The organism is Streptomyces sp. 13-12-16 (assembly GCF_002114215.1).
Lineage (GTDB): Bacteria > Actinomycetota > Actinomycetes > Streptomycetales > Streptomycetaceae > Streptomyces.
Window position 1 is genome coordinate 30477 of the sequence record NZ_NCTE01000140.1, and the last position, 24924, is coordinate 55400.

A 24924-nucleotide genomic window follows, 5' to 3' on the forward strand; every position below is an offset into this window, starting at 1 on the left:
GAGAGGCGGAGTGAGTGAGCACGCGCGGCGGCAGCCTGGGCCGGCGGTTGGAACGAGTCCGGGAGCGTTCATTCCTCGGACGCAGGCATGAGCTCCACTTCTTCCGCGCAGCGTTGCACGGAGCATCCGGCGCCGCCTGCGTTCTCTACCTGCACGGTCCGGAGGGCACGGGCAAGTCGATGCTCTTGCGCCGGTTCGCGCTGGAGGCCCGTGCCGCAGGCCGCACCGTCGTACGGGTCGACGGGCGGACCACGCCGGCGACCGCCGATGCGTTCACGCGTGCCGTACGTCCCGTCACGCGGGAGCCTGGAGCCGTTCTGCTCGTCGATTCCTTCGAGCACTGCCGGTCCTTGGAGGACTGGTTGCGTGAGGAGTGCCTACCCCGCCTCCCCTGGGGCACCGTGGCCGTCGTGGCGAGCCGCCACGAGCCTGACCCTCACTGGCCGGCCGACCCGGGCTGGACGGGGCTGCTGCGTGTACTGCCCCTCGGCGGTCTGAGCAAACCCGACGCAGCGGCGTTCCTCCGGCAGCGAGGCGTGCTCCCTCACCTGCACGACGCCCTGCTGGAGTTCACCGGAGGGCACCCCCTGGCTCTCGCCCTGGCCGCGGAGGCGGCGGTGCGCACGGAGACCGATGGCGGTGCCGATCACGCGGATCCTCCGCTGGGCCAGGACGCCGTCGCCACTCTGCTGCGCCGCCTCGTCGGTACCCCGCCCGACGAGGCTCACCAGGCAGCCCTGGACGTGTGCGCCCAGGCCCGTGTCACTTCGGTGGCGTTGCTGCGGGCGGTCCTCGGTGACCAGGGCGAGGATCTCTTCCTCTGGCTGCGCGACCAGCCGTTCGTCCAGACCACCCGGCTCGGTGTGGCCCCCCACGCCGTCGTACGCGAGGCGCTGAGAGCCGATCTACGCTGGCGTGATCCGGCCGGATTCGCAGAACTGCACCGGAGGATCCGGGGCCACCTGCTCGAACGGACGAGGCTCGGGCCCGCTTCCCGCGTCCTCGAGACCGTGGGGGACCTGCGGTTCCTCCACCGCTCCGGGCGCTTTCTGGCAGATGCGCACGGCCGGGCGTCGGGCGGCCGGGCCGAAGAGCTGCCCCGCGCGGTCGGGCACGAGGCGACGCTGATCCGCCGGATACGCCGCCAGGAGGGACCGGAGTCGGCGCGCATGGCCGCGCACTGGCTGCGCGAGCAGCCCGAGTCCTTCCTTCTGCAACGCCTCGGACCTGGTGAGGATGACGTCGGATGTTCGGCGTGGTTGAGGCTCATGCCCTTCGAAGGGGAGGCGGAGGACCCGGTCGTCGCCGCCGCCTGGGCGCACACCAGGAAGCACGGTCCGGTGCGGGCCGGCGAGCACATCGCGCTGGCGCGGTTCCACGTCGGCGAGTACGGCGATCACCGTCCCTCCCCCGTGATGGACGCGTCCCTCGGGCGCATGGTGGGGGAGATCATCCGCGACGACAGACTGGCCTGGGCGTTCGCCGTCCTGCGCGACGACGGCTTCTGGGACTCTCATCTGCGCCACCACGCCATGGAGCCGACGGCCGGCACGGTGACCGTCAACGGTCACCGTCACCGTCTCTTCGCCTGCGACCGGCGTGCCCTGCCCGCGGTGTTCGGGGGTGCGGCGAACGCTCCCTTGCTCACCGGCGCCGCTCCTGGTCCAGCCCGCTCCGGGAAGGATCCGTGCACGGCGGCGGAGATCCTGGTGCTGGGCGAGGAGGAGTTCGCCGTCGCCGTGAAGGCCGCTCTGCGAGTCTTGCGCCGGCCACGTGAGCTGGCGCTCAACCCGCTCCAGCGCAGTCGTCTCGTCCTGGCGCACGGCATGGGTCTCAAGGACGTGGTCACCAGCGCGATCGGCAGCCTGCCGCTCGAGCGCGGTGGTGACAAGGGCTACCGGGCGGCGACCGCCGCCTACGTCGAAGGGGCCTCGACGCAGGCGGCCGCCGCTCGGCGCCTGGGGCTTCCCCTCAGCACCTACCGCCGCCACCTGGCGTGGGCGACACACCGGATCACGCGGATCATGTGGGAGCACGAACTGTCCGGAACCCCGCTGCTGTCACCCGCGGACCGGCCGCGGCGTTGACTCAGGTGACCGGGAGAGCGAGGACGGTCCCGGCCTCGTCGTCGTGGGACCCGGTGCCGTCCTCGTGGCCAACGGGCTCGGCGAGGACGCAGGAGCTCCGGTCGTCCGGCGGGGGCGGGCCGTACACGGACGGAAGGGGGAGGGCGGCATGCACACAGTAACCGCCTCCGGGCCGGTGACCGGTGTGCAGTGTGCCGCCCATGGCCGCGACCCGTTCCCGGATCCCGACCAGCCCGTGCCCCGCCCCCCGGTCGAAGACGTGGGCCGATGAAGGCGCGGCCTGCTCGCCGGGGCCCGCGTCGCAGATCCTCAAGGAGAGCCTGCGGCGGTCGTGCTCCCACGTCAGCGTGACGGCGGTGCGGGTGCGGCCCGCGTGCTTGAGCGTGTTGGTGAGGGCTTCCTGCACGATCCGGTAGACCGCCAGTTGCGAGCCGGCCGACAGGTCGACCGGTTCCCCGCTGATGGCGCAGTGGACCTGGAGACCGGCGGCACGTACCGACTCCAGCAGCGCCGGGATGGCGTCGATGGTGGGCTGCGGTGGCTGCTTGCTGGGGTCGGTGTCGTCCTCGTCGTCGGTGCGGAGCACGTCCAGCAGTTGCCGTAGCTCGGCGACGGTGGCCCGGCCGGTCTCCTCTATGGTGCGGTGCAGTTCGTGGGCCTTCTCCGGGTCGCGGGCCTGGACCCGGTCGGCGGCGATGGTCTGCACGACCATGAGGCTGACGTTGTGGGCGACGATGTCATGCAGTTCCCGGGCGATGCGCGCGCGTTCCTCCATGACGGCGGCACGGGCTTTGGCGAGCTGTTCACCCTCCAGCGCCTTGGCGCGCTCCAGCGCCTGATCCTGCATGGCGGTCCGCGTTCGTACCAGCCGGCCGAGGGACCAGGCCGCGGCCGTCAGCACCGCCTCGGTCGTGCCCGCGGCAAGCCAGTGACCCGCGGGCGCCAGCACGGCTTCCGTCACGGACAGCGCCGGAACGTGGAGGAGCGCCACAAGAGCGGCGGTGCGGCGCTCGGTCCGCACGGCGGTCAGGAACAGGGCAGTCGCGGCGCACAGGTAGGTGGGGCTGATCGCGGTCCCCTGCGGCCCCACCAGGTGGGGGACGTAACTCAGCGCCTGGAGGATGCTGCAGGTGACCGCGACCACCACGAGGCTCGCCAGCGGGAACCGGTGATGAACGGTAATGGGCGCACCGCAGACCAGGATGAGCGCGACCCACCAGCCGCCCGGCGCGTTGTGCAGGGCCTCGCTCGCAGGGACCAGGGAGGGCAGGGCCAGGCACCAGCCTGTCAGGAGAACGCCCAGGGCCAGGTCGGTCAGGGCGGGGGGCAGACGGCGGCGCGGCCACGAGTTCAGTGCGCTCATGACGGTCCACGGTAGACCGCGCCGGCCGACAGCGGCCCGCCGGGACACCGGAAGACGGCGTACCCCTCGTCCGTGGGTCAGCGCGAGCACGGACAGTCCGGATGTCGGTGCAGGAGCGTCCGGGGGCACGTACTCGTTCTCCAGGACGAGCAGGAGAGCGACCTCGTCCGGTCGGCCGATCCGCGAGTTCGCCTCGAAGGCGGAGCTCGCCGACGACCGGGACGGTTGGACTGGAGGGGTTGACCGATCCCTTCGCAGAGGAGTTCCGGTGAGTCCGGGACCAGTCCCTACCCGAGCCGAACCAGTGAGCGGCAGCAAGGCCACGGACCCCGCCGGCTCCTGTGGTGACGGTCTGCTCGGCGAGCACGTGGCCGCCGCACGTGCCCGGGCCTTCGTCGGCAGGGCGGCCGAGCGGGATGCGTTCCGAGCGGCGCTGGCGGGAGAAGCCGAAGCCCGTCCCGTCCTCTTCGTGCACGGGCCCGGCGGTATCGGTAAGTCCGCCCTGCTGCACCGCCTGTCCTGGGACGCGACCGCCGCCGGCAGGACGGTGGTGTGGGTGGACGGTGCGAGGACACCGGCGGACGCCTGTGGTCGCCTGGATGCGTTCCGTGATGTCCTTGACGATCCCGCACCCGTCCTGTTGGTCGACAGCCTGGAGCGGTGCACCGGGCTGGAGGCGTGGCTGCGCGAGAGCTTCCTGCCCGAGGTGCCGGGTGATGCGGTCGTGGTCATGGCGTCCAGGACCCCGCCGCAGCTCGGCTGGAGAACCGATCCCGGCTGGGCCGCCTGCGCCCGGTCGATGAAGTTGCCCGCGCTCAGTGCGGAGGAGACCAAGAGGGTCCTGGGCGACCAGGACGTGCCGCCACCTTTGCACGTCTCCGTGCGGGAGTTCGCGGGCGGCAATCCCCTGGCTCTGTCCCTGGTCGCGGCCGCCGCCCGCACAGGTGGGGAAGCAGGGTGGTCCATGGACGGGGGCGTCTCCCGACGGCTGACCGCGGTCCTGTTCCACCGTCTCGTCGGCGGCCTTCCCACCGAGCAGCACCGACGGACTCTGCAGGTGACCGCCCGGGCGGGGACCGTCACGGAGGAGTTGCTGCGCGCCGAACTCGGCGCCGGCGCGGCGGCCCGGTTGTTCGCGTGGCTGCGCGCGCAGCCCTGGGTGACGGCCGTCGGATGCGGCCTGCGGCTGGACGAGGCGGTACGCAACACGGTCGCGCACGACGCCAGATGGAACGACCCCGACGGGTTCGCCACTCTGCACGAGCGCCTGCACGACCACCTGGTGGAGCAGATACGCACCGTGCCTTTCGACCGCGCCCTGGACGCTGCGGCAGCCCTGCACCGCTTGTACCGGGACATCACGGCGCTGCCACCCGCCCATGAGTGGACCGCGCGGGACAGCCACGAGGACGAGGCGTGCAGACCTGTGGACGAGGCCACCGTGCTCGGCCTGATCGCGGACTGCGAAGGGCCGGAGTCCGCGGAGAACGCACGGTTCTGGCTGCGTCACCAGCCGGAGGCGTTCAGGGTCCGGCGGCCAGTCCCGTACGGCCCACCCCGAGCCTGCACGGCCTGGCTGAGGCTGACGGCGTACGAAGGGGAGACAGCGGATCCCGTGCTCGCCGCCGTCTGGGACCACGTCCGGCGGCACGGGCCACTGCGGGCGAACGAGCGGATCTCGGTGGCCCGCTTCCACGCCGGCCCGCGAGAGCGACGGGACGCCTCATCGGCCGTGGCGCTGTCGCTGCGGTGCCTCGTCGCGGAGACCGTGCGGACCGGCGGACCGGCCTGGGTGTTCTTCGTGCTCCGGGACGACGGCGTCTGGGACGGGGCGCTGCGCCGGCACGGGCTGCTTCCCACGGAGCACCGCTGGGACGTCGGTGGCGTTCCCCAGCGTCTGTTCGCCCGTGACGTGCGGGTCTTTCCCGCTTCCGACTGGCTGCGCGGGCTGCTGCGCTCCGTGTCGGGTGAGGGCGACGGCCGCGACCCCTGTCATCGGGTGAACGGTGCCGGCCTCGTCCGCACGGATGAGGCGCGGACGCCGACGGGGGTACTGTCCGAGCGGGAGTTCGCCGACGCCGTGCACGCGGGACTGCGGGCGTTGCGGCGGCCGTCGGAGCTCGCGCTGAATCCGTTGCGGCGTAGCCGGGTGGCCGCCGTAGGCGGTGAAGACCTGGCGGCCGTGCTCCAACAGGCCGTCTACGAGCTGGCCGAGGAGCAAGGTGGGCACGGACCGCACCAGGCCGCGGTGACCGCGTTCGTCGAAGGGACGGCCACGCACCAGGCAGCGGCCGAACGACTGGGTGTGTCACTGAGCACCTACCGCCGTCATCTCAGGACTGCGGTCGAGCGCGTCTCGGCTCGTCTGTGGCATGAGGAGGTGTACGCGTCCGGTGTGCCGGACGAATACACCTCCTCCGTGGGCGACCGGGAACAGAGCCGCGTGGACCGCTGACGCACGAGGGCGGCAGCCGGAAGGGCGGCACCCTCGTGCGGGTCTATGCTTCGCGGACTAGGTGCGATTCCTCCTGGTGGCCGAGATCGCGGCGGATTCCGCGCGAAAGGATCGGCTCATGGATCGCATGCATGTTCTCGTCGCCCTGGTCGCTGTTGTGGCCCTTGCCCTCACCGCATGGACCAAGCCTCTCAAGGTGTTGTCCTTCTGGCCCCTCGTCATCGTCTGCATGATCTCCTACCCCGTGGGCGCACGGCTGTTCTCAGCGTTCGAGGAGGGGCGGTCCGGCGGTGCGTGGGTCGAATGGACCTTCCTGCTCAGCGTCGCCCTTCTGATCACCGTGCTCGTCGCGTCGGCCCTCCGGTTCCTCACGTCCTCCCGAGGCCCACACACCGACCGTCACGCCTACCACCAGGACCCCGACGCGTGAGTGTCCCTCTCCCGTAGTCCGGTGAACCTTGATCTGTGACGGTCCGGGGTTCCCCTGAGTCCGGAACGCTGCTGCGGCCCCGGACCGAGAGGTCGTGTCGGTGAGCGGGGCGCGGGGCGCGTGTTCCGAACAGTCCGTGTCGTTCGGCAGTGTCGCCGACACGGCTGTTGAGCACCATGCTTCGACGGTCAGCTTCGTCATGGACGACAGCCTCCCGCTCCGGCCGGGCCCGCACGGGAATGACTCCCTTCCAAGGGGCCGGGATCCTGCCATGGGGGACGACACCGCAAATGACGGTGACGAGCCCCGGTCGGTGGCCCCGCAACGGCTGTCGGCGGTTGCCGCACTCCTGCACCGTGCCCTGCCCCCGCCTTCCCTGACTCCAAGCCGAGGACCACTATGCCCTCCCCCGCTCCGACGACCACCGCACCCCATCGCCCCTGCCTGCCGCACACCGGGACCCGCACCATCACCCGTCCCGCTACGCTCGATGACTTCGACGCGGTGAACGCGCTGCACAACCGCTGCTCGCTCGAGACGCGCTTCGCGCGCTACCAGGCCGCCCGGCGTTCCCTGCGCCGGGGCGAGTTCCACCACCTGACCCGCCCCGACCTGGGCCTCACCTGGGTCACCCACCCGGAGGACGATCCTCAGCGACTCATCGCGACCACCAACCTGGTCCGCACGACCGAGCCCAGCACCGCCGAACTCGGCATCATGATCGAGGACCCGTGGCAGAGCCGTGGCCTGGGCACCACGCTGGCGCAGTACGCCCGGGAGCAGGCCCGCACCTTCGGCTGCTGCTCCATGAGTGTCATGACCGGCTTGGACAACGTGCGCATGCTGAGAATCCTGAGGACGCTCGGTGCCTCCCGGCCCGCCGTTCACCGCTCGACCGCCGACCTCACAGTCTCCGTCGAGCAGCCGTAGCCGCTGCTGCCGGGCACCGGTGTCCTCCAGGACCGCACCGATCAGCTCGGGATCGATGATCTCGGTCAACTCGCCCAGATGGCCGGGCGCATACACGTCGAGGGCTGTCGCACCGGACCTGACGCTGACAGGATTCTGCGGCAACGGGACCTCCGGGACACTCGCAAAGGCTTCGACACCATGCGAACTACCAGAGGTCCCGCCTTCTCGACAGGGCGCACGAACCCTTAACGCACTGGCGTTGCACACAGCGGGACGCCAGCTTGGCGCACCGTGGCCGGTGACCGGTATGCGTCCGGTGAACGTCCGCCCAAGCACCGGGTACGGCGGCTGCGGCGGCGTCGCGGAGGGGCGGTCGTTCAGCCGAGGGTGTAGCCGTACTTCTCGGCAACCTCACCCATGGCGACCACATCGGCCGGGTCGAGGGGAGGGCCGACCTGGCCCCGGACACCGGGGCGGCCGATCTCCTGGAACATGCCGTCCATGCCGCCAGGCACATAGAGGAAGTACATGCGGGCGGGGTGGCCCGGGCTGGTGTTCTTGAAGGAGTGACGAACGCCCTTGGGGACGTACACAACCCCTCCGGGCTCGACGTCGAACTGCTCGTCACCGACGGTCACACGAAGTGTTCCGTCAAGAAGAACGAACGTCTCGGACTCGCCATGGTGGGTGTGCGGCGGGGGGCCGGCATCGGCCGGAACGATGGCCTCTGCCAGGGACAGTTCACCGCCGGTGTCAGCGGCGCTGAGCAAGGTGGTGTAGGTGTCCCCTACGAGGAACACCGGGGAGCCGCCGTCCGGCGGTATGTGCAGTGGGGGCAAAGACATGGTTCGTACTCTCTTGCGGGTGCGGGGAGCGCTGTGTGGCGCCTTGCTTGCGGGAAGAGGCGTGGCCTGTGCCCGAACCACGGGCACGTCGGCCGCCACCTCGCGCCCATCCGGTGCTGGGAACGGTCGAAGAGCGGTCGGCGAAGATGCTCGCCGGACGGGTGGCGAGAAGGGCGTGGCGTTCTCGGGGGTGTCGCGGGGGTGTCGCCGGGGCAGTGACGGCGGCTCGCCGGATCGGCCCGTTGCGTCGACGACTGCGGAGCGTGTGGTCTCCCCGGAGTCGCCGGAGGATCGTCTGCCCGCCGTTGGAGCCGGGTAGTTCCCGCCTCCGTGGGTCCGTCCGCCAACAGCATGAAGGGGCGGCAGAAGCGGGCGGCCGCGGTCAGCTCCTCGGGAGCCCTGCTGCCGCTCGTCTGCTCGCCGATGCCGAAGAAAACGAAGGCGACGGCGCGTTCGCCCTCAAGCGGGTTCCTTCCCAGACGGTGGGTGCAGGCACGGTGGGTCCCATCCTCCTCGTGTATCGAGCCTCGCGTCGGGGCTGCGGGACATATCCGAGCACACGATGCCGCGATACGGCGGCGCGCCCGATATCCCTTTTCTGGGGAATCGATCGCAGGGTCGGCGGCCGCGTCGCCGACGGTCGAACGCCGCCCTCCAAGGAGCGCCGGTCGCTTCACCCATCAGTGAGGTTTGCTTCCGTAAAGGTGTGTTCTTGGAGCGGTGTAGGTGGGTGAAGCCAGGAATCACGTGTGGAGGATGCCGTCCGAGTGACCTTCACGTTGCTTCAGTGACTGATGCGGCGCGACTCGTCGATCGCCGGCAGGAGCAACGCGCCGTCTCGTCCGTCCGCGAACCCCGTGTCTCGACGGCACGGATCGTCGCAGTGAGATCACGGAACGACCCGTGCGGGTTTCGTGACCTGCTCTGCTGGTGGTCTTCGTGGTCGTACCTGCCGAGCAGCAGCGCACGGGGAGCGGACAAAGACCCGGCGGTGACTGTTCCGGGGCCCGGCCCTTCCGCGCTGGGCGGCCTTGCTTTCGGGGTCCTGGACGGCAGGCGAAGAAGGCTGGGCGGAGTCGGCCCGCGCAGGGCAGCGGCGGCGCAGTCCACCGCGGGTCCGCGATCGCGACTGCCGGCTTCGCGGCCAACTCTCCCTCTGATCGCCCTGGTGGCAGGCAAGCGGAGGGCCGCTCAGAGAGCCGGCGTCACCGACGGGCGGACCAGCCCACTCTCGTAGGCGAAAATGGTCGCCTGCACACGATCCCGTAGGCCCAGCTTGTTGAGCACTGAGCTCACGTGCACCTTCACCGTTCCCACGGCTACTTCCAGACGCGCGCCGATCTCCGCGTTGCTCAGGCCCGTGGCGACGAGGACGAGGATCTCGCGTTCGCGGCTGGTGAGGCTGTCCAGCGCCCCTGTGATCTCCGGAGCGAAGGAGGCCCCCCGAGCGAAGGCTGCTATCAGACGCCCCGTGACCGCGGGCGCGAGGACGCCGTCACCGGAGGCGACCACCCGTATCGCGGCCAGGAGGTCCTCCGGCTCGGAATCCTTGAGCAGAAAGCCGGAGGCCCCGGCGCGCAGAGCTTCGTAGACATAGGCGTCGAGGTCGAACGTGGTGAGCACGAGAACCCGGGAGCCGCTGCCGTGACTGGTGATCAGCCGGGTCGCCGTCAGTCCGTCCATACCCGGCATGCGGATGTCCATGAGCACCAGGTCGGGCGCGAGCTGTGCCGACATCGCCACAGCCGCGTCACCGTCCGCTGCCTCGCCGACCACGGTCATGTCGGTTTCGGCCGTCAGGATCGCCACGAAACCCGCGCGGACGATCGCCTGATCGTCCACGACCAGCACACGGATACCGATGGTCCTGCTCCTCTCTTCGCCCGCACCCGGGCCACTGTCTGCGCCGCATCCTCCCATGGAGGCGGTGCGCGGGACCCACCAGGTCGGCGTGCGCATCCAGAGGCCGCCACGCAGTCGCCGACCTGTCGGCACGGACACTTCTACATGCGAGGGGTGTTCGTCACGACGGCTCTTCGAGGCGCTTTCGGCGCTCTGCCGGCGTCCAGGCTTCCGAGCAACTGGCGCATGGCGCTCAGTGTCGCCCGCGTAGCCGCGGCCACCTGCTCCAGGCTGCCCTCCTCAGCCGAGGAGATCATCCGGTCCGTCTGCCGGAGCACCGTCTCCCGCAGACCGACGGCGACTCGCTGCCGTTCGCCGTGGACCATGGCCCTCGTGCTCGACAGCACAGTGGTGAGGGCCGTGTCCTCCCGGCCCAGTTCCCGCCTGCGACGCCTGTGCATCAGCCATCCCGCCCCCCAGGCGGCCGTGCATCCCAGGCCGGACAGGAACAGCGTCCAGCAGGCGAGAAACAGCACGAGAAAAGGCCCGGCCGGGTCTCCGAGCAGCGTCCCGTCGGCGGCGAAGGCGGACGTGAAGGAGATCGCCGACGGGAGAACCGCGGCGGGCACGGACAGAAACGACAGCCGTGAGCCCGCCGGAGATGTCAGTGGATGCGCCGTCGGCAGCGGGACGTGTCGGCCGGAGGGCACGGGCGCGGTTCTCAGGACCCGGCCGTACGCCGCGACCGCGTAGACCGCGGCCGGTGCGACGATGCCGCCGCCGAGGAAGCAGATCGCGGAGGACGGCGGCAGCGCACCACCGCGGAGCAGAACCGGCCACAGGAGGGCGGCGGCCCCGGTCACCGCCAGGACCGCCCAGGGCGCGTGGCGGCGCCACAGCAACGGCAGTGCGTGGAGGGTCAGCACCGACACGAGCAGCAGGCATGTGCCGGCCCCGTAGCCGGCGTCCTCCGCCTTCGTCAGGGCGACGCCCGACGCCACCGCGGCGGCCGAGCCGAAGACCGCCCTGTCCGCGATCCGCTGTTCGCGAGGAAAGTCGCGCCGACGCCCTGGGCTCGGCCGAGGGCCGGACGCGGCGTCGGGGAGCACGGCGTGTACGCGCCAGCCTCCGTCGGGGCGGGGTCCCGCGGACAGCCTCCCGCCGAGGACGGCGGCACGCCGATGCATTCCTTCCACCCCCCGGCCGGAGCCGATCCCCGCCGTGCCGGTGTCCGTGCCGCCGGGCGGCCTGCCGTTGTCGACGGTCAGATGCAAAGTGTCCCCGGCCCGTTGCACCCGCACGCTGACCGCGGCGCCCGGCGCGTAGCGAAGGGCGTTGGTCAGGGCCTCCCGGATGATGCCGTGGGCCGCTTCCGCCGCGGGTCCGGTGAGATCAGCGGGCAGGGAGACGGAGACGGGGCGGCCCAGCCTGCCGAATCCGGCGATCAGCGTCTCGATCGGAGCGGTCATCGCCTGGGGAGCCGGTGGGTCGTCCACCTGCATGACCGCTACGAGACGCCGCAGTGCGGACTGGGTCTCCCGTGCGGTGCGGCGCGCGAACGCGAGTGCCTCCGCGGCCAGGTCGGGCCTGCTGTCACCGAGCCTGCGGGCGGCCTCGACGGATACCACGACGGAGGTGAGGTGGTGCGCGCTGATGTCGTGCAACTCACCGGCCAGCCGTTCCCGTTCCGCCTCGGCGGCCTGCGCCTGCTGCTGCTCGGCACCGGCCAGCCGCTCCGCCGTGGCCTGCCGTTCCCGCAGCCAGTGCCGGCGGCCGGTGCCGAGAGCGGACACCAGCAGAAAAGGGCCGACACCAGTGAGCCAGTCGGAGAGGAGAAGACCGCCGACGCCGTGCCGTGCGGCCGCCTGCAGGAGCTGGACGACGGCGACAGCCGCGGTCGCGCCCAGGCCGACGGGCCAGCTGCACAGAACGGTGACGGTGAACAGCGCCACCATGACCGCCAGCCCCGGTACCAGGCCCAGCAGGTCGGGTGGCGCCAGGATCTGTCCCACCACGGACACCGCGACGATGACGCCCAGGGCGGCGAGCGGTGCCCGGTGACGCCGATCGAGCGCCACCACAGCGAGCGCCGTGGCACAGAAGGCGGTGATCCACTCAACGGTGTCCGGCGGCTCCTTCGAAGACGCAACGACGCTGAACCACAGCAGCAGTTGCGCTCCCATGAACAGTACCGGCAGTGGCCTGACCCGACGTCCTTTCCCCATTGGCGCAAGTGTATGGCCGGGCGTCGCCCTCCCCGACACCGCGGGGTTCAAGGGGTCACGCGGTGCCGGCCCTGCGGTCGCGCCACCGCTCTATGTCCCGCGGACTAGGCGACGATCCTTCCGGCGGGCGACGGGGCGGCACGTTCAGCGCGAAAGGATCGGCACATGGATCGCGTCGTCGCGTCGAGCCTCCGGGGGGATCAGGTCCTTCCAGGGCACACGCACCGACCGGTACGCCCACCACCACGACTTCGTGTGAGCGGCCGTCCACTGCGCCCGTATCACCCACACCAACTGGAGACCGGCACAAGCATGCCCGCACAACCTCGCATGTCCCGGACCGCTGTCGCCCTGGCGTCGCTCGCCGTGCTGGCGGCCACCGCGGTGACAGCCTGCAACCCCGAGACCGCCGACGACGCTCGCGGCGATGCCGCGATACCCGCGGTGCCCACCGCTCTCAGCGAGCAGGAACTGAAGTGGAGCACGTGCTCCGCTCCGTCCACGGCTCAGGGCGGCGGAGACAGGCCCGAGAAGCTGCCGGACGGAACGACGTGGCAGTGCAGCACCATGAAGGCTCCGCTGGACTACGCGGACCCCGACGGCGAAACCATCGATCTGGCCCTGATCCGGGCGAAGGCGTCCCCGGACTCCGGCGAGAAGCGCCTCGGGTCCCTGGTCTTCAACTTCGGCGGCCCCGGCGGCTCCGGGGTGCTCACCCTCCCCCTCGCCGCCGGCGACGAGTACATGACGCTTCACAAGCGCTATGACCTGGTCAGTTTCGACCCTCGCGGGGTCGGGGACAGTGCCGGCGTGCACTGCCTGGACACGAAGGCCATGGACGCCTGGCTGGCCGCGGACGCCACCCCTGACGACGCCACGGAGGAGAAGGCCCGCGAGCGTGGGGTACGCGCGTTCGCCCGAGCCTGCCAGAGCGAGTCGGGCGCGGTGCTGGATCACGTCGGCACCCAGGAGGCCGCACGTGACCTCGACCTGATGCGCCACGTCCTGGGCGACGAGAAACTCAACTACTTCGGCATCTCCTACGGCACACAGCTCGGCGGCGTCTACGCACATCTCTTCCCGAAGCGTGTCGGGCGCTTCGTCTTCGACGCCGTGGTCGACCCCACCGAGGACGCCCTGCACGGTGCCCTCGGCCAGGCGAAGGGGTTCCAGGGCGCACTGCGCAACTTCCTGGAGGACTGCGCACGGCAGGACTCCTGCTTCTTCGAAGGCACGAACCCGCAGCAGGGCGAGAAGGACATCATCGCGCTGCTCGAGCGCCTGGACACCGACCCCCTGCCCACGGAGTTCGGGCGTCCCCTGACTCAGAGCCACGCCCTCAACGGCATCGCCGCCGCCCTCTACGACCAGGAGAGCTGGCTGCTGCTCAGGGGCGGACTGGCCGCCGCCATGGACGGCGACGGCAGCGCACTGCTGCTGCTCTCCGACCTCCTCAACGAACGGATCGACGACGACGGATACGCCAACATCAACGCAGCCAACACCGCGGTGAACTGCGCGGACTACAAGGACCGCTTCACCCTTGAGGACGTACACCGCCACCTGCCCCGATTCCGCACGGCATCTTCGGTGTTCGGCGACTGGATGGCCTGGGGGCTGCTCCAGTGCACCGGCTGGCCCGCTGACGGCCACGCATCCACCGTCGAGGTGTCGGCCGACGGCGCGAACCCAGTCCTCGTCATCGGCAACACCGGTGATCCGGCCACTCCCTACGAGGGTGCCAAGAAGATGGCGGACGAACTGGGAGAGAAGGTCGGCGTCCACCTCACCGTGGACGGCGAGGGGCACGGCACCTACGCCGTCAACGACTGCCTGACCGAGCTGGTCGACGCGTATCTGCTCGACGGGACGGTCCCGGCGAACGACACCGTCTGCTCGTGACGTTGGCGTCCCTGCGGCTTCCCTGAGCCACCGTCCCCAGCGGCGGGCAGGTCCGCTGCCCGCCGGCGTGGACGGTGAGGTGAACCCGCCCGGCCTCAGGCCCGACGGATCACCAAGGTCTGCGTCCGGCGGGTCGCCGCCCGCACGGCTCAGGGACCCAGCCGTTTGGAGCCCGGCGCCGGTCCCCCGGCGGCCACGACGTCCCACCCGCCCCGGTGCCCCTTGTGCTGTGGGCGCGCCCCTGCCGAGGTTCCGTAGGCGCTGAACGGTTGGGGGCGGATGGCACAGCGCGGACAGTGTCCGCTCACCGTTGACCATCCCGTGCGACACGGCGGTCCGACCACTACATCGGTGCCGATGACAGCCGGGGCTCGGACGGAGGCCCGGCTGGGTGCGGTACCCCCGGGTTCGGGCCCCAAGGGCACCGTCCAGGGGCGGTATCCGGTCCGGTGAGGCGGCGGGTCCGGGAACCGCCCCTCGTACGAAGGACGACGGTCTCGTCACGGACGGGTCTCTGATCAGCGGTCAGGAGGGAACCGGGCCAGAGATTGTCGCCCCCGGGTTCCGGCAGACCGTTTCCGCTGCCGGCCCGGACAACGCTTCTGCTCCGTCCGATGCGCCTCGATGGCCGGCATCCGCACCGGACGGACTCCGCTGCCGAGCCCGGGGCGTTCGGCCGGCGGCGGTTCCGGCTCTCGCGGGCGGGCCCGTGGTACGCCGGGGGAGCAGCGGTCGGCGTACGGCTGTCGGGGGAGGTCCTTGCGGGGGCCGATGCGTTGTGTGCCGGGCCGATGGCGGGGGTCACGGGGTGGGGTGGCGCATGGCCGGCAGGATCAGGGAAGCGCCCAGAAGGAGCACCCCGGCGACGACGAGCAGAATGCCGTCGAAGCCCAGTCCCGTGAGCGCACCGGCGAGCTGTGGGCCCAGGCTGGCGCCGATGAACATGCTGCACCCGTAGAGGGCGACCGCCGCACCACGTGCCTGCGGGGCGTTGGCGTTGATGGTCTCGACGACCGCGGGCGCCGCTACCGCGACGGCGGCCACGAACAGCAGCAGGGCCAGGGCGAGCATCGCCGTGTGATCACCGAGGAAGGAACCGGTGGCGACGGTGAAAGAGGCCAGAGTGAAGGCGAGAGCCGCGCGCAGGGGCGCGGGCAGCCGCCCGAGCACGGGGACCAGCAGGGGTACGGCGATCAGGGCGGGGAGCGCGCTGGCCCGCAGGGCGAGGATCGCGGTGGCATCGCCGGTGACGGCCGGTGGGCCCGCGATGGCCACCGCCGTGTAGAGGGAGACGAAAGCCGTCATCAGGGCGACGGTGGACAGGCACAGGGCGCCCAGCCGCGGCTGTCGCAACAGCCGCGGCATCGCCGCGAACGCCTGCAGCAGTCCGCCGTCGGTGCCTCCACGCGGAGTGGGTCGCAGGACCCGGCGCACCGGGAACAGGTTCAGGGCCATCAGCACGGCACTGATCCAGAAGACCGCACGCCAGCCGATTCCGGCCGCAACAGCCTGCGCGCCGACCTGAACAACGACGGCGGCGGCGAGCATGCCACTGGTGACGCAGGTGAGGGAGGTGCCGCGGTGTCGAGGCGCGATGTGCCGGACGACGTAGGAGAGCGCGGCAGGGGCGAAGGTCGCGGCGGTCAGTCCCTGCAGGCTGCGCAGCACGACGGCGGTGGGAAGGTCGGAGACCGCGCTGACCGCCGCGGTGGACGCCGTGGCGGCCGTGAGCCCCACGGTGATCACGGCGCGTGGTCCGTAACGGTCGCAGAGCGGGCCGGCGAAGAGGAACCCGGCTGCGTAGGCGAAACCGAATGCCGTCGCCGTCCACGTGACCTGACCGGGTGTGGTGCCGAACTCGGTGGCCATGGGGTGCAGCAGTGCCAGGACGGTGTACATCTGACCGACCATCAGCATGCCCAGCGTGGTGAGCAGTGCTGTGGTCCTGGCGGCCGGGGCCCAGCCTGGTGGCCGACCGGGCGTTCCGCTCCCGGTTGTGTGATCGAGTGCACTGGTGGGGTGGGACATGGGACTCCGAAAGAACGTCTGGTGGCCCCGTGTGCGGCATGACCGGCCGATGGCAGGCGCCGGGGACCGGGTCGCCCCCGGCCGGCGAGGGGCCGGCCGGGGGCGGTGACGGGATGATCAGGCTGCGTGGGTGTTCAGCACGTACTCGCGCGAGGCGTGGACCTCGCTGCGCAGGGCGGGCAGGTCGACGTCGAGGACCTGTCCGTCCCACTTGCGGGGCTCGCCGTTGATGAGGACGGTGCTGATATTGCGGGCGTCGGAGCCCAGTACGAGGGTGCCGATCGGGTCGTTGAGCGGCATGTTGTTGAGGTCCTCGGCCTGGATGACCAGCAGGTCGGCCTTCTTGCCGGGGGTGAGTGAGCCGGTGACGCCGGCGAGGCCGTTGGTGCGGGCGCCCTGGAGGGTGGCGAAGTCCAGGACGTCGTGGGTGGTGATGCGGACCGGCTGCCGGCCGGTGCCGTGGGCGGCGTTGACGGCCCGCATCCGCTGGATGGCGTGCAGGGCCCGCATCTGGGTGAACATGTCGCTGGCCAGGGCGACTTCGACGTCGATGCTGAGCCCGGGACGGATGCCGACGGACAAAGCCTCGTCGACGGCGGGGATCGCGGTCTCCAGGCCGATCTGGGCGTCGGAGGTGGGGGCGAGGGCCACGGTGGTGCCGCTTTCCCCCATCGCCTTCCATGCTTCGGGGGTCAGTCCGGTGGCGTGGATGAGGGTGACGTTGCTGCCGAGGATGCCGTCCTTCGCCCAGTTCAGGATCACCTCGGAGGAGGCTGTGCCGAAGACCGCGTCCACGCTCACCCCGATGCCCAGGTCCTTGGCGACGCGGGCGAGTTCGGGGCCGTAGGCGAGGGCCGGGCCGGCGATCTCGTCGGTGGCGAGCGTCGCCAGGCGCAGGGTCAGCAGTTGGTCGTCACTGTTGAAGTACTTCTCCCTGAGGCGTGTCAGGTCGCCGGGCCACTGCTTGTCCCAGTCACCGAAGTGCGGGCCCATGGAGGCGTGCACACCGCGGATGCCGGTGTCGCGGAGAGCCTCGACGGCGGCGTCGGAGTGTTCGGGGGTGCGGGAGTTGTGGGAGAAGTCGAGCATGGTCGTGATGCCGCTGTCGATCGCGGTGAGGGCGGCCAGCCTGGTGCCGGTGTACATGTCCTGGGGCCGGTAGACGGTGGCGTAGCCGGCCAGGGTGGACATGACGTAGGCGCCGAGGTCGTCGACGTCCGGCATGATCCGGCGCAGCTGGGCCTCCCAGGCGTGCCGGTGGGTGTCGACGAAGCCGGGGCTGAGGACGGTGCCGGTGGCGTCGACGACCACGGCGTCACCGGCCTCGAGACCGGGACCGACGGCGGTGATGGTGTCGCCCTCGACGAGCAGGTCGGCGTTGGGCAGGACACCGAGGTCGGCGTCCATGGTGACGATGGTCGCGCCGGTGAACAGGATGCGCCGTTCGTCCGCGGGGCGACGGCGGAGCTGTTCGAGGGCGGCCGTGGCGGCGGTGCCGTTGACGTGGGTCATGGAAAAGCTGCTTTCAGTACTTCGGGGAGGGGGAGGGCTGCCGGGAACGCCCGGCAGCCCGGTTTCCGGTTCTGGCGGGGCCGGCCCCGGCAGCCAGGGCGCCGTTCACCCGGGCGTCGTGCGTCCAGGACCGAAAGGCTGCGGAGGCACGGTCCGGACCCGGTGTTGTCGCCGTGTGTGCGGGCGGCTCGGCCGTTGCCGGCCGGGCGGTTCAGCCCAGCTTCATGACGTAGCCGGCGTGGTGCAGCTCGTCGCCCCTGAACTCTCCGTAGGCCCAGAAGCCGAGGTCGTCCAGGTAGTCGATGCGGTCGCCGTCGATCCAGAACCGCCCCTGGTAGGCGTGGGGGCGGCCGCCCCGGGTCTCGTCGTAGCGGCCGTCCGCGGTGAGTTCCTGGTGCAGGAAGTCCTGCCGGTCGATCCAGACGCCGAGCCGTGGGCTGCCGGTCAGGTCCGGAGCGGCGGGGATGCCGGCCTGGGGGGTTGTGGGCCCGCCGGAGATTTCGGTGCCCGACCACCGGACGGGACGGCCGGCCGCGACCAGTGCGCGGACCTGCTCCGGGTGGGACACGAGGGTGGCCACCGCGCTCGGCACGTCGGCGGCGAGTTCGTCGGGTACCACCAGGAAGTCGGTGTTGTTGCCGGGCGTCAGCGTCGCGACGTACTCCGAGCGCCGGCCGCGGCCGCCGGCCAGGGCGACGGTGTCCACGACGGCGGGGACGATGGTCGTGCCCGTGCAGTCGACGACGATGGCGTTGTCGTCCTGTGCCGCGGTGATGATGCCGGGGCCGACGCCGACGATCAGGTCGCCGACGAACAGGATGTCGGCACCGGTCATGGTCCCGATCAGCGGGTCCATCGTCACGATCCGGGCGTTGGTGAACAGGACGGGGCGGCCCCCGTCGTTCGAGAGGATCTCGTCGAGCGCCTCCGGGTGCCAGCTCAGGGCGCCGGTGTGGGCGTGGGTGTCGTTGGTGGTCATCGTTTTCCTCAGGGGTTCGGCTCTTCGGTCCGCCCGGCGAACGACGCGGGCTTCCTCACGGGCGGGTCGCGGCTGCTCGGCGTCACGGCAGCCGCATGACCACCAGGTTCGTCCGGCCGGACAAGCGGAACCAGGCCGCCGTGCACCCGGGTGCACGGCACCCACCCATGCCCGGCCGGAGGAGAGCGGAAGGGGCCGGCACCATGGCCGGCAGGGAGATGACGGGCACGGCACAGGCCCGGCGCAGAGCGTCCGGGGAATCTGTCCGCCCCGGCACGTCACTCCCGCTCCGTTCCGCGATCATGGGTGCACGGCTCCCAGGAAGCCCGTACCCGGGGACGCGGCGGCCTGGCCACGTTCCGTCATGGGGCCGAGAGTGAAGCCATGACCAGCAACGACACGCCTCGCGCTCCGCACCCGTACGTCGGGATGTGGGTGACCGCGGACGGATTCATCCGCCAGGAACTACTGCCGAACGGCCGCTACGACGAGGCCCGCGGACGGCGCCGGAGTGCCTACACCGGCCGGTACACCGTCAGCGGCAACCACATCGACTACGTCGACGACACAGGTTTCACCGCCACGGGGGACGTTCGTGACGGCGTTCTCTTCCACGAGCATCTGGTGCTCTACCGTGAGGGCGATCAGCGCGTCCGGCGGGAAGGTACGGGGTCGCGCGGCTGAGGGACCTGATCCTGGACTCCCGAGGGGCCGTCGGTTCTCGGGCCGACTCCAGGAGCGGGCGGCCGACGGTACAAGGCACGGTTGCCCTCACAGGCCCGAACACGTTCCGATGCCACAGCGAGGGCTCGTCGCCGGCCGGCGAGCCCTCCCTCTCGTCCAGGGCCCTTTCACACGAGGGGCCACTCAGCAGTCAGCTGTTGCCGGACGACAGCGAAACCTCGCGCACCACCTCTACCGACGCCTCTTCGCCGGCACCGGACCGGAGCACGGCGAAGGCGGCCGCGGTGGCGCTCGCCGGCTCTGCCTGGTAGACGACCAGCTGCTGATGCGGGGCTCCCCCGACAGTGAAGGCCGAGAACTGGATCTCCAGAGCACCCACCTCGGGATGCGACAGGTACTTCTCCTGCTGCGTCTTGCTCCTGACCTCGTGCCGTGCCCACAGCCCGGCGAACTCGGGACTCCTCCCGCGGAGCGTGTCGACGACCTCGGTGATCCGCGGGGACTCGGGGTCGTGTCCGAAGGCCGCACGCAGTTCGGCCACGCACGAGTGGGCGGAGTCGTCCCAGTCCCTGTAGAAGGCACGTCCCGCCGGGTCGAGGAAGACCATGCGAGCCAGGTTGTCGAACCGTTGGAATCCGCTGTGCAGGGCCGCGGCGAGCGCATTGCGCGCCAGGATGTCCAGGGCCGGGCCCAGGACAAAGGCGGGGGTGTCGGGCCAGCCGTCGATCAGCCGCAGAAGGTGGGGGTGGACCCTGTCGTCGCCGGCCGGAACACCGCGACGTTCCTGGGGCGCCCTGGTGAGCCTGCGCAGATGGTCGTGCGCCTCGTCACTGAGGCGCAGGGCGGCGGCGACCGCGTCGATCACCTGCGGGGACGGGCTGGACTCCCGTCCCTGTTCCAGGCGCATGTAGTAGTCGGCGCTCACCCCGGCGAGCATGGCGACCTCCTCACGGCGCAGCCCCGGCACCCGCCGGCGCCCGTGCTCCGGAAGCCCCACGTCCTGCGGCTTGAGGGCTTCGCGCCGTGCTCTCAGAAAGTTTCCCAAGGGAGTGGTGTCGCTCATTGTTCCAACCTAACGGAGAGGCCGGCCCGCCCTTCGTCCCTCACGTGTGGGCCTGGCCGGTGGACCCGGCCCGAACGGCGGCGACTCAGTCGAGCGCGGCGCCGGCCGCCGGCTCCTCGGCCACTGCGCCGGCACTGAGAGAGCCGAGCAGGGACAGTGCGTCGGCGGACGCCGTGCCTGGTTCGGCCTGGTAGACGACGAGCTGCTGCGTCGGGGCGCTGTTGACGGTGAAGGACTCGAAGTGCAGTTCCAGGTCACCGACCTGAGCATGGTGGAAGCGTTTCGCCTCCCGCGTCTTGGCGCGCACGTCATGCCGCGCCCACAGCGTGGAGAAGTCCGCACTTCTCAGGGACAGCTCACCTACGACCTGGCTCAAGCGCGGATCCTCGGGATCGATGCCGGCCGCACGGCGCAATGTGGCCACCGTCGACTCGGCCGCACGGTCCCAGTCCCGGTGAAACCGCCGCGCGACCGGGTCCAGGAACGTCATGCGCAACAGGTTGTCACTGTGAGTGAAGTCGGCGTGAAGAACGCTCGCGAGCCGGTTACGGGCCAGGATGTCCAGTACGGGGCTCATGACGAAGGCAGGCGTGTCACGCCACGTGTCGAGGAGACGCCTGAGGTGCGGGGCGACTCGTTCCACGCGCGGTGCTCGGCGTGTCCGGCGGGTGGTCGGGCCGGCCACGCGGTGCAGGTGGGCCATCGCTTCGCCGTCCAGCTGCAGTGCCCGCCCCACGGCCTCGAGGATCTGCCGGGACGGATGCCGCTCGCGGCCCTGTTCGAGACGCGTGTAGTAGTCGGAACTCACCCCCGCGAGGGCGGCCACCTCCTCACGTCGCAGACCGGGCACCCTGCGACGACCGGAGGTGGGAATCCCCACGTCGCAGGGGCGCAGGCGGGCGCGCCGCGCCCGGAGAAAACCCCCCAGCGTGTTGTCGACGAGCTCCTTCTCTCTGTCCATACGTCGAGGCTAGAGCGGCGCGACGCACTGCCGTAGGGGCGAGGGAGGGTGCGCTTACCCTGGGAACAGCACACCCTGGACAGTCACACCCCTGTCCGGGTCGACGACGGCCTCGCTCTCCGAGGGCGGCACAGGCCGAGTGCTTCCCACCCGTCGCAGGTGAAGCGCCGCGACTGGTGAAGCGCCGCGACTCCTCAGCACTGTCTTGGCATGCGTCTGCCTGGCCGGTCCCGCCCTGCGCCGGGAGATCCGAGCCGGTGCGACGCGGTGAGGAACCGGAACCGGAGCCCACCCACAGCCACTCGCCGCTTTCCGGCTGCCTGGCGCGTACGGGGCACGCTCAGGTACGGCCGGACGCCTCGGTGCCTGACGTGGTGCTTGACGTCACGGTGCGGTCGGCAGACCGGCCAGCAGACTGCGCCGTGCGGATTCCACATGCTCTTCGGCCCGGCGGGCCAGCGTCCGGATGTCGCCGGAGCGCAGAAGAGCGGCCAGCTCGCGATGCTCGTCGACCACGCGTGCGCGGTAGTGGTCGTAGGCCACGTCGACGCGGCGCAGCTGGAACAGGTGCACCTGAGAGCGGATCGCCTCCCAGGCGGAGGTGAGCCTGCCGTTCCCGGCCGCGGCGTAGATCTGGTCGTGGAAGGCGATGTCCAGCGCCACCAGCCGGGGGGCGTCACCGCCCTCGGCGATCTCGGCCGCCATCTCGGCCACCAGCCGATCCAGCGCGGACAGCTGCTCCGCGGTCGCGGCTCGCCGCGCGGTGGTCGCGGCCAGGCGGTCCAACGCGGCCCGCAGCGCGTAGACCTCCTGCGCGTCCTCGGCCGTCACCCTGATGACGGTGGTGCCGCGGTGCCAGCCGCCACGCACCAACCCCTCATGCTCCAGCCGGGCCAGTCCTTCCCGGACCGAGCCACGGCTGACCCCGAGGCGTTCGGCCAACTCCACTTCGCGCAGTGGGGCTCCGGGCGGGAAGTGACCCGAGAAGATCGCGGCGCGCACCAGGTCGGCGGCTTCGTCGGCCAGCCCGCGCCGGGCGGCCTTCGGCAGTGCAGATGACATGCCGCCATGTTGACATCCGGACAATCGCAACCACCAGACCGGCCAGGCGACTCGCCCCGGGCTTCCAGTCGACTCTTGTCCTAATGTTGACATTGAAAGATCGGGTGGGTCAGGCTGCCCTGGCCGCCGACTCCACCAGAGGGGACCCCCATGCCACGCCGACCCGCTTTCCACCTGGCCGTCCCGGTCGACGACCTGGTCGCCGCCCGCGGCTTCTACGGACAGGTGCTGGGTCTGCCCGAGGGGCGCAGCGCCGACCACTGGGTGGACTGGAATCTCGAAGGCCACCAGTTGGTGACCCACCTGGTGCCGACCGTGCCGCAGCCGGCGGGTACCAGCGTGGTGGGACAGCACCGGGTGCCGATCCCGCACTACGGTCTCCTGCTGCCCGAACAGTCCTTCCACCAGTTCGCCGAGCGGTTGCGAGCCGCGGGGGTTCGCTTCGACATCGAACCGCATCGCCGCTTTCCCGGTGAACCCGGCGAACAGTGGACCATGTTCTTCCGCGACCCCGCGGGCAACGCCCTGGAGTTCAAGTCCTTCCGTGACGAGTCGATGGTGTTCGCCCGATGAGGGGCGTGCTCGTCACCGGTGGATCGCGGGGCATCGGCCGCGCCGTCGCGAGGGCCTTCGCCGCCGGCGGTGACCGTGTCGCGGTGCAGTACGCCGGTCGCCGTGCGGACGCCGAACGGACGGTGCGCGAGCTTCCCGGCACCGGGCACACGCTGCTGCAGGCCGACCTGGGCGAGCCAGGTGCGGCCGAGCGGACCGTGGCCGAGGCGGTGGCCGCGCTCGGTGCCGTGGACGTGCTGGTGAACAACGCGGCCGTGGCACCCGCGGCGGACACCCGGCACCCCATCGCCGAGACCCCGCTGGAGCACTGGCAGCAGGTCTGGCGGCGGATGGTCGACGTCAACCTGCTGGGCGCGGCCGACTTGTGCTGGGCCACAGCCCACCACCTCGTCGACCGGAGCACCGGCGGGGCGATCGTGAACATCGGCTCGCGCGGCGCGTTCCGGGGCGAACCCGATTTCCCCGCCTACGGGGCCACCAAGGCCGCCCTGCACGCCCTCGGTCAGTCACTGGCCGTGGCCCTGGCTCCGCACGGCATCGCGGTCACCTCCGTCGCGCCCGGGTTCGTGGCCACCGAACGGCAGACGGGGAAGTTGTCCGGCCCGGAAGGAGAACGTCTGCGCGTGGAGAGCCCCTTCGGGCGCGTCGGCACCCCGGAAGAGGTCGCCGCCACGGTGCATTTCCTCGCCTCCCCGGCCGCGGCATGGGCCTCGGGAACCATCGTCGACCTCAACGGCGCGTCTCACCTGCGCACGTGACACCCAACCGCGCGAGAGAAGAACGGCGCGCGTGTGGGGCCCCGCCCACGCAGGGCAGCAGCTCGGCCTGGAGGTGACAGTGCGGGGGAAGCTGGGACCGCTGAGAACGAAGATGGCCGAGCTCGTCGATCGCGGCGGTACGGGCCCCACGGCGAACGCAGCCTGACTCACCCCGCCGTCGTCGCCCTCGACCGACTCGGCATGACCGCTGCCCGAGCGACAGGAGTTGTCGCGCTCGGAGGTCCTGGCGCCGGCCTCGGCCGCACTCCGTGCCGCCGAGGCCGATCACCTCCCGCTCGAGCCGGCCGGCATCGGACCGTTCCTGCCGCGTTACGTGCCCCTGCAGCAGGATCTCCCGGGCGGATGCGCCTCTTCGGACCTACGTGCCGGCAAGTGCTGCGCGTAGGCGACGGGCCTGGCTCACCAGCCGTGAGCTGCCCCGCCGGGCGGCTATCGGGTCGAGTCCGGGTATTACGCCCTGGGCTCCGGTGCGTTCGGCGCACTCGGCGGCGACGGTGAGCAGTTCGCCGAGGCCACGGGACTCGGCGGGGGAGAGGTCTTTGGACAGGAGCGGTGGCAGCGCGTCACGCAGCACGGTCCAGACGGTGCGGTACGCGCCGGTGGACGCGGCCGTTCCCAGGGACTCCGCCAGGCGGCTCGGAGCGACGATCCCGATGAGCATCAGCGCACCGAGGTCGGTGGCGAGCGCACCGGGATCCAGCTTCTTCTGTGCCGCCAACAGCAGCAGTGCGTCGACCGCGGCGATTCTGTCCTCCTGGCGCTGGACGCCGAGCCCGCCGGCCACCACCAGGGACGTCGCGGGCCCGCTCGCGCCGGGTGACTGCGCGAGCAAGGGCAGGACGGAGCAGACGTCCGGATCTTTCTCGGGATACCGGGCGCAGGGCAGGACGTGCTGTATCAGCCGCAGAGATATGAGTTCGGGGTGTTCGGGCAGGAGGGCGGGCCAGTGGGTCTGCTGGACGGCCGCGGTGGCGGCGCACCAGCACCGGTGGTGGGAACCGAGTGCCGGACTCCCCAGCTCACGGAAAGCGAGTGGGAACATGTGCAAGGCGGTGATCTCGCCGGACCGGACGACCGGTGTCGTCCGGTCCGTCACCGCGCGGTGCAGGACCGTGCCGGTGAGGCCGCCGGTCCGCAGCCAGTCGGCGAGCCGCCGCCCCTCCGGCGTGCCCAGCAGTGCGGCCCGCTCGGCGGCGGCCTCGGCGGCCGCCCGGTCCGTGGT

19 protein-coding genes are annotated in these 24924 nt (G+C 71.1%); 8 read left to right on the forward strand and 11 right to left on the reverse strand.

Translation table 11 applies throughout. From position 1 onward, the window contains the following. The first annotated feature begins 113 nt into the window (after window positions 1–113). Window positions 114–2087 carry an ATP-binding protein gene (locus tag B7767_RS06500; RefSeq protein ID WP_085571291.1) on the forward strand — a complete coding sequence of 658 codons (1974 nt, stop codon included), beginning with the start codon at window positions 114–116 and terminating at the stop codon, window positions 2085–2087. Between the two features lies 1 nt (window position 2088). Here B7767_RS06500 and B7767_RS06505 read toward each other — a convergent pair whose 3' ends face one another. Continuing rightward, on the reverse strand, window positions 2089–3450 hold the full coding sequence (locus B7767_RS06505; protein WP_085571292.1) for a sensor histidine kinase: 1362 nt from the start codon (window positions 3448–3450) through the stop codon (window positions 2089–2091). 304 nt (window positions 3451–3754) lie between these two features. On the opposite strand from B7767_RS06505, the gene B7767_RS06510 reads away from it, so the two are divergent. From B7767_RS06510 to B7767_RS06520, 3 genes are all read left to right on the forward strand, one after another. Beyond that, window positions 3755–5905 (forward strand): AAA family ATPase, encoded by a 2151-nt coding sequence (locus B7767_RS06510; RefSeq protein WP_085571293.1) that lies wholly within the window; start codon window positions 3755–3757, stop codon window positions 5903–5905. Window positions 5906–5981: 76 nt separating this feature from the next. Beyond that, on the forward strand, window positions 5982–6335 hold the full coding sequence (locus B7767_RS06515; protein ID WP_125537126.1) for a hypothetical protein: 354 nt from the start codon (window positions 5982–5984) through the stop codon (window positions 6333–6335). 399 nt (window positions 6336–6734) lie between these two features. Next, on the forward strand, window positions 6735–7265 hold the full coding sequence (locus B7767_RS06520; RefSeq protein WP_085571295.1) for a GNAT family N-acetyltransferase: 531 nt from the start codon (window positions 6735–6737) through the stop codon (window positions 7263–7265). Window positions 7266–7624: 359 nt separating this feature from the next. Here B7767_RS06520 and B7767_RS06525 read toward each other — a convergent pair whose 3' ends face one another. From B7767_RS06525 to B7767_RS06535, 3 genes are all read right to left on the reverse strand, one after another. Next, window positions 7625–8092: a cupin domain-containing protein gene (locus B7767_RS06525; RefSeq protein WP_063788357.1), complete on the reverse strand. Its 468-nt coding sequence runs from the start codon at window positions 8090–8092 to the stop codon at window positions 7625–7627. A gap of 1191 nt (window positions 8093–9283) precedes the next feature. Continuing rightward, entirely contained in the window at window positions 9284–9955 is a 672-nt protein-coding gene (locus B7767_RS06530; protein WP_085571308.1) for a response regulator transcription factor, read from the reverse strand. Window positions 9956–10095: 140 nt separating this feature from the next. After that, entirely contained in the window at window positions 10096–12159 is a 2064-nt protein-coding gene (locus tag B7767_RS06535; RefSeq protein WP_107485854.1) for a sensor histidine kinase, read from the reverse strand. A 312-nt stretch (window positions 12160–12471) separates the two neighbouring features. Here B7767_RS06535 and B7767_RS06540 point away from each other — a divergent pair, with 312 nt between their 5' ends. After that, window positions 12472–14061 carry an alpha/beta hydrolase gene (locus tag B7767_RS06540; RefSeq protein WP_085571297.1) on the forward strand — a complete coding sequence of 530 codons (1590 nt, stop codon included), beginning with the start codon at window positions 12472–12474 and terminating at the stop codon, window positions 14059–14061. Between the two features lie 801 nt (window positions 14062–14862). Here B7767_RS06540 and B7767_RS06545 read toward each other — a convergent pair. From B7767_RS06545 to B7767_RS06555, 3 genes are all read right to left on the reverse strand, one after another. Then, window positions 14863–15978, reverse strand: a complete 1116-nt coding sequence (locus B7767_RS06545) for an MFS transporter (protein ID WP_256923340.1) — start codon at window positions 15976–15978, stop codon at window positions 14863–14865. A 228-nt stretch (window positions 15979–16206) separates the two neighbouring features. Further along, window positions 16207–17601: an amidohydrolase family protein gene (locus B7767_RS06550; protein WP_085571299.1), complete on the reverse strand. Its 1395-nt coding sequence runs from the start codon at window positions 17599–17601 to the stop codon at window positions 16207–16209. 211 nt (window positions 17602–17812) lie between these two features. Then, complete coding sequence (locus tag B7767_RS06555; protein WP_085571300.1) at window positions 17813–18580, reverse strand: Atu4866 domain-containing protein; 768 nt, start codon at window positions 18578–18580, stop codon at window positions 17813–17815. 384 nt (window positions 18581–18964) lie between these two features. Between B7767_RS06555 and B7767_RS06560 the strand changes: the two genes are divergently transcribed. Further along, on the forward strand, window positions 18965–19264 hold the full coding sequence (locus B7767_RS06560; RefSeq protein ID WP_061441713.1) for an Atu4866 domain-containing protein: 300 nt from the start codon (window positions 18965–18967) through the stop codon (window positions 19262–19264). A 190-nt stretch (window positions 19265–19454) separates the two neighbouring features. Here B7767_RS06560 and B7767_RS06565 read toward each other — a convergent pair whose 3' ends face one another. The 3 genes from B7767_RS06565 to B7767_RS06575 all read right to left on the reverse strand — a co-directional run bounded on the left by B7767_RS06565 (window position 19455) and on the right by B7767_RS06575 (window position 22350). Beyond that, window positions 19455–20327, reverse strand: coding sequence for a helix-turn-helix transcriptional regulator (locus B7767_RS06565; RefSeq protein WP_085571301.1), 873 nt, complete (start codon window positions 20325–20327; stop codon window positions 19455–19457). Between the two features lie 85 nt (window positions 20328–20412). After that, window positions 20413–21288, reverse strand: coding sequence for a helix-turn-helix transcriptional regulator (locus B7767_RS06570; RefSeq protein ID WP_030856485.1), 876 nt, complete (start codon window positions 21286–21288; stop codon window positions 20413–20415). Window positions 21289–21672: 384 nt separating this feature from the next. Then, the gene (locus B7767_RS06575; RefSeq protein WP_061441710.1) at window positions 21673–22350 is read right to left on the reverse strand and encodes a GntR family transcriptional regulator; all 678 of its coding nucleotides are present in this window, start codon (window positions 22348–22350) and stop codon (window positions 21673–21675) included. A gap of 150 nt (window positions 22351–22500) precedes the next feature. On the opposite strand from B7767_RS06575, the gene B7767_RS06580 reads away from it, so the two are divergent. Next, window positions 22501–22923 (forward strand): VOC family protein, encoded by a 423-nt coding sequence (locus B7767_RS06580; RefSeq protein ID WP_061441709.1) that lies wholly within the window; start codon window positions 22501–22503, stop codon window positions 22921–22923. After that, entirely contained in the window at window positions 22920–23681 is a 762-nt protein-coding gene (locus B7767_RS06585; RefSeq protein ID WP_085571302.1) for an SDR family NAD(P)-dependent oxidoreductase, read from the forward strand. The genes B7767_RS06580 and B7767_RS06585 overlap by 4 nt, the downstream gene beginning before the upstream one ends. 379 nt (window positions 23682–24060) lie before the next feature. On the opposite strand, the gene B7767_RS46170 is transcribed toward B7767_RS06585, so the two are convergent. Beyond that, window positions 24061–24924, reverse strand: an 864-nt coding sequence (locus tag B7767_RS46170; protein ID WP_256923341.1) for a DUF6493 family protein, incomplete at its 5' end; no start/stop codon positions are given.